The organism is Streptococcus sp. 10F2 (genome assembly GCF_054331515.2).
Genome location: NZ_JBTGGE020000003.1, coordinates 88593 through 94667, shown reverse-complemented (window position 1 = coordinate 94667; position 6075 = coordinate 88593). Strand labels below are relative to the sequence as shown.

Sequence of the window (6075 nt, the reverse complement as noted above, 5' to 3'; positions counted from 1 at the left end):
CTGAGTGCATGACCCTTTTGGCCGCAGCTTCACTTCCGACTGTGATAACGCAATCATCCGCATAACGTACGAAACGCAGACCCCGTTTTTCCAATTCCTTGTCTAGTTCATTGAGCATGATATTAGACAAGAGAGGAGATAGGTTTCCTCCTTGAGGTGTTCCTACTAAGGTTTTCTGGCGCTGACCATTTATCACAACACCTGAATGAAGGTACTTTCGGATGAGTGACTCGGTATCTCCGTCCTCGATGACACGATGTATCAATGACATGAGTCTATCTTGTGGAACTGTATCGAAGAATTTCTCTAAGTCAATATCTACAATCCATTCATAACCATCATTCAGATATTCCAGTAACTTGACTATGGCTGTCTCACAAGAGCGATTGGGACGGAAGCCATGACTATATTCCGAAAATTGAGTTTCAAAGATTGGATTTAAAACCTGTACAATGGCCTGTTGAATTATCCTGTCCATCATGCTTGGAATGCCTAGCTGACGAACACCTCCATTACAGAAGCTTCTTCACTACTATGGGTTCGGCTGACTTCTTGTCGTTCGTTGTTACTAGGCTTTTACCTCGACAAGACCTCACGGGATAAGTCCTACATCTTTCCTCGTTTACTCTCATGATTTACGCATATAGGTTACGACTACCTTCTTGGACTTTAGAGTTTCTAGCCTCCTTATCCCCTATATACGCCTTAATATCACGTTTCTGTTCGTAGAGCCACGATTTCGCTATCCCTTCCTCTCCCCGCTACCTCACGATAGTCAGGCTTGGGAGTCGCTATTGGGTTCACCGGTAGCAGGTGCCCACAGAGGACTTACACCTCAGATGTACGACATGCCCGTCGTACTAGAAAAAAGAGTTTATTCCATTAACTAGGAAATAAACTCTTTTACCTATTAAATAGTAAATTCGACGTACTCTATACCGTTACCCAAGATGCTCCATTAGGATTCAGTGTCTGAATGAGACTGTTTTTCCGTTTCCATCTTGGAAACAACTTCATCAAAAGAGAGGGGATGCACATCTGTCTCCTCTTCCTCTTTACTTGTAGGCATCTGACCTGTTTCGTAAAGCGATTTGATTTCTTGGCTATCCAAGGTTTCATGTTCTAGGAGGGCTTGGGCAATCAAAGCATGCTTATCACGGTTCTCTTCAATAACCTTACGGGCTGCTTCATGAGCTTCAACTAGAAGCTTGCGAACTTCTTGGTCAATCTCACGAGCGGTTTGTTCTGACATAGATTTTTCAGGACTCACCTGTCCTGTCAACATAGCGTGATTACCTTCATATTGTACAGGTCCAAGTAAGTCACTCATACCGTACTCAGTCACCATGCTTCGAGCCATCTGTGTTGCTTGTTCAAAGTCATTAGAGGCTCCGGTAGTCTGAATACCAAAGATGAGTTCTTCGGCCACACGACCACCCATCAGACCAGCTAATTGTTCCTTCATATCATCCTTAGATAGAAGAGACTGATCCTCTTTAGGAAGAGCAATCATATAACCACCAGCACGGCCTCGTGGAACAATCGTAACCTTGTGAACCACACGTGCATTCGACAAGACCAGTCCAACGATAGTGTGACCAGCTTCGTGATAGGCAACAATTTCGCGTTCCCGTTTTGAAACTTCCTTGTCCTTCTTCGAAGGCCCCGCAATCACACGATCTTCCGCTTCATCAATATCAGATGCATCGATTTCTTTCTTGTTACGACGGGCAGCAACCAAGGCAGCCTCGTTCAAAACATTTTCCAAATCAGCACCAACAAAACCTGGGGTCTGTTGTGCCACTAATTTCAGATCAACATCTTTTGCCAATGGTTTGTTCTTGGCATGAACACGGAGAATAGCCTCACGCCCTTTGACATCTGGACGACCTACCAAAATCTTACGATCAAAGCGACCTGGACGAAGAAGGGCTGGATCTAACACGTCACTCCGGTTGGTTGCAGCAATCACAATAATGCCTTCGTTTCCTGCAAAACCATCCATTTCAATCAAGAGTTGGTTGAGCGTTTGTTCCCGTTCATCATTTCCGCCTCCCATACCAACACCACGGCGGCGTCCAACAGCATCAATCTCATCAATAAAGATGATAGCTGGTGCAGCTTTTTTAGCATCTTCAAAAAGTGAACGAACGCGACTTGCACCAACTCCGACAAACATTTCCACAAAATCAGAACCAGAGATACTGAAAAACGGAACGCCAGCTTCACCAGCTACAGCTTTGGCCAATAATGTTTTACCGGTTCCTGGAGGGCCCTCTAACAAGACACCAGCCGGAATTCGAGCACCTAGATTGGTAAAGCGTTTTGGATCTTTAAGAAACTCAACAACTTCAACCAATTCTTGTTTTTCTTCTTCCGCTCCAGCAACATCTGCAAAACGAACTTTAATTTCTTCTTTGGTAGTCGCTTTCGCACGGTTGCGACCAAAATTCATGGCACCACGCGCTCCACCACCATTTTGGTTCATCATCGTCATAAAGAAGAAAAGAACGATAACAAATGGAACAATGCTAATCATGAACTGAATCCAAGCACCACTTGAACTTTCTCGCTTGATGCTAAGGTCAGCGCCATTTTCCTGAGCTAGCTCTTGAATTTTAGCAATGTTGGATTCTGCTGGCAAAATGATACTAGTGAAATTTTCAGCCTTGGTAGAAGTGGCATCAAAAAATTGAATCCCTAAATCATTTTCTACTTTTTGTGCTTCTTTATAAGTCCCTTGAATCTCAATTACACTACCATTTGGTTGGTAACTGATATCCTTGACGTTTCCCTTTTCCAATTGCTTGGTCAACTCAGTAAAAGTAAGTTGCTGAGTTTGACTAGTGGAGTTGGATCCAAACAGCATCTGGAAACCAGTAATCACGGCTACAATCACGAGAAGATACGCCAAGGGATTACGACCGACGAATCGGTTTTTTTGTTTCTTCATGTACCTATGTTTCCTTTTATATTTTATTTATAAACTTCCTCTTTTAAAACTCCAATATAAGGAAGATTACGGTAATTTTCTTGATAATCTAGTCCAAATCCAACAACAAATTCATTTGGAATAGTAAAGCAAGAATAGTCCGCATCAATTTCAACCTTACGTCCTTCTGGCTTATCCAAAAGAGTCACAATTTTAAGGGAAGCTGGGTTGCGCTCCAAAAACATCCGCTTCAAAATATCGAGAGTCAAACCAGAATCAATAATATCTTCAATGATGACAATGTGTCTATTTTCAATGTCAGCTGTTAGATCTTTGACAATCGTCAATTCACCCGTACTCGCTTTCCCACCTTGGTAACTAGAAACAGCCATATAATCTGTCTCCAAGTGAGCATCCACGTGATTGATCAACTCCGCCATAAATGGAATAGAGCCTTTTAAAATTCCAATGAAAATTGGATTTTTATCTTTATACTCAGCTGCTAAGTTTTGCCCTAATTTCTCAGCAGCAACAACAATCTCTTCATGAGAGATAAGAACCTTCTTGATATCCTGATCTAACATATATATTTCCTATTCTTTTCCTATCTTTTGGACATAAATTCTAGCCTTCATTATACCATGTTCATTCTGGATACTCAAACATGGACCATGAGTATTGAGAATTCCCTGAATCTTTTCATTCTGCTCTACAATGACAGCGTGTTCCCGCTCCTGAAGTGGTACTTTTTCATTAATAAACCAACGCCTTAATTTGCGTTGATGGCCATTCCATTCAAAGACATCCCCTTCCTGACGCCGTCGTAAGAGAACCGGTGCCGCCTCCACAAGAATTTCCAGCAAAATCGGGCCTCTTGGTTTTTTTCCAAAGGAAAAATGAAAAGAACCAAAGTCAGTCACCTGACCGAATTCTAACCAAAAAGGATTTACCTCTTTAGGGGACTGGGGAGAGGTCGTTATTTCAAAGCGATTATAACGTTTATCTAGCCAATAACCGTGACCAAGATAAGTACGATGACTCCCGTCCTTCCTTAACAGATGCGCCAGAAATTCTAGACTTTTCGGTCCCCTCTGGAGTTGGGGATAGTTTTTTAAGTATTGGTCTAATAGGTACATTTGCAAAGATTTCGGTTCCTCTTGCCATTTTTCCAAATGATCCGGATCCAAAGGGGTGGTCAAGCTGTTCAAGAGACTATAGGCTTCTTCCACCTGTTGGGACAGGCGTAAAAGACCTTGAGCAATCTTGGGATTCTCCTCCTGCAATAGGGGCAGAAGCTGGTGGCGAATGCGATTGCGAAAATAAGTCGGCGAAGTATTAGAACTATCATCAAAATAAACGTTCTGGGGTAGTTCATCCTTAGCAAAAGGAAGCAGAGGGCGAAGTAATTGCCCAGGACCAAAGTCCTGGCACTCGCTAATCCCTTGTAAACTTTCCAAATGGTTGCCTCGAATAATCCGCATCAAAATCGTTTCAACCTGGTCATCACGGTGATGAGCTGTGACCAAAGCCGTGTAGGATTCCTCTACCATCAGGGTTTTGAAAAAATCATACCGAAAGTCACGCGCAGTAACCTCTGTGAAATCGCCTTTAAAAGAGCGTCTATAAAAGGGAAGAGACAAGTCCTCAGCAAGCCGCTTGAGGGACTCCTCTTCCCAAACGGCTTCAAGTCGCTGGCCATAGTTAACATGGGCCAAGCCTAGACAGATTCCTAATACCTCTTGGTAGCGATAAAGAAAACTCAACAGATATAAGGAATCTTTACCTCCAGAAAGAGCCAATAAAACTTTGGTATGGTCTCGAAAAAACTGCCGATCCACTATATGCTGAAGTAGGCTTGCTTCAAGTGTCATTTCAGTACCTCGTAGATATCCTTGGAAATGTGAGAGATGAGGTCGTTGTCCTTATTCTCCGTAAAAACAACGAGAACATAAGGCGACTTGGTAAAAACAATAGCCGCATCATGGTGAAATGCATCCGCATCCCCAATTTTATGGGCAACTGGAACCGGTAGTTCCTTGGGAATTCGTTGATCATCAAACTGCGTTTGCTTGAGCATCTCCAAAAGTTCCCCTTTTTGAAGGTAGATAGCTTCCATCAGCAATCCTGCCATCTCTGGAGTTACTTCGCGATCAACAACATCCCAAGTCTGGCCGACAATCTTTCGAATTACCTGATGGAAGGTCGCATTCGAAGAGTCCGTTCCATAGTACCCCAGCATATTGTGAGCTACGTTATCTGATTCTTTAGCAGCCTTTTCCTCCAACTCCTTCAGACTGTATTTTTGACCAGTTGGTTCTTTAGGAATACTTCCAGTACCAGCTGGATCATAAGCCCCATCATAATCTTCCGTTTCCTTGGTGTAGGCATAGGTATCTGTCCATTTTAAGTTCCCATCTAGGACTTGCTGCTGAACATAGTAAAGGTAGGGAAGTTTTGTAATACTCGCCGAGTACATGGGCAGATCTGCCTTCACACCTGCAACCTGATTCGTGGTTAATTGTTTAACATAGACTCCGACTCCATCTTCTTTGTACTTCTGCTCTAAAATCTCCTGCACGCGCTGAATTCGATTATCTTCTTGCGATAAGGACGACCAAGCTACATACTCTCCTTTATCCGTCAGTCCAAATTGACTTCGAGGATAACTTAGTTTTCCTACAATCCTCACCTGTTGATAGGGTTTGTAAGAAACTTGTATTGGCTTGGTCCGAGCAGAGGGAGCCTCTTTGTAAAACTGAGCACCAGGTTCAAGCCAAAACTGCGAATCAAAGGTTTCTTTCCTGAGCAAGTGATGGTCATATACCAAACTTCGACTCGCTAGGAGGTAGCCTCCATCCCTCAGTTTAAAAAGCGGCCTGCCATCCTCATGGTAAATCAAGCTTTGGATTTCCAAAGCTTGATTTAAAGGAATTTGTTTATCTACTTGCTTTAAGTCTTGATCTTTAAAGGTAACCAAGTCCTGAGTCGCTAGTGGCTTCCTCGGAATTTCCTGATAAAAAAGACCGAAAGACACTTGGGTTAGCAGTGCTTTCTCTCTTGGACTCACGTTTAGGTTTTCTGCCGGATCTAGTTCTAAGAAGGGCCACATCGCAAACCAGCAAAGAACTGGCAGAATGAACCAC

4 protein-coding genes and 1 pseudogene are annotated in these 6075 nt (G+C 43.1%); all 5 read right to left on the bottom strand.

The window, feature by feature from the left end; all coding sequences use genetic code 11:
• A pseudogene (locus ACXM1Q_RS01670) lies at positions 1-514 on the bottom strand (reverse transcriptase domain-containing protein); the annotation flags it as partial.
• A gap of 444 nt (positions 515-958) precedes the next feature.
• Entirely contained in the window at positions 959-2953 is a 1995-nt protein-coding gene (gene ftsH, locus ACXM1Q_RS01665; RefSeq protein ID WP_458515557.1) for an ATP-dependent zinc metalloprotease FtsH, read from the bottom strand.
• Between the two features lie 23 nt (positions 2954-2976).
• Positions 2977-3516, bottom strand: a complete 540-nt coding sequence (gene hpt, locus ACXM1Q_RS01660) for a hypoxanthine phosphoribosyltransferase (RefSeq protein ID WP_135036796.1) — start codon at positions 3514-3516, stop codon at positions 2977-2979.
• A gap of 9 nt (positions 3517-3525) precedes the next feature.
• A complete protein-coding gene (tilS, locus tag ACXM1Q_RS01655) occupies positions 3526-4803 on the bottom strand; it encodes a tRNA lysidine(34) synthetase TilS (RefSeq protein WP_458515556.1) in 1278 nt (425 codons plus the stop codon).
• On the bottom strand, positions 4800-6041 hold the full coding sequence (locus ACXM1Q_RS01650) for a serine hydrolase (RefSeq protein WP_458515555.1): 1242 nt from the start codon (positions 6039-6041) through the stop codon (positions 4800-4802). The genes tilS and ACXM1Q_RS01650 overlap by 4 nt, the downstream gene beginning before the upstream one ends.
• Between the last annotated feature and the right edge of the window lie 34 nt (positions 6042-6075).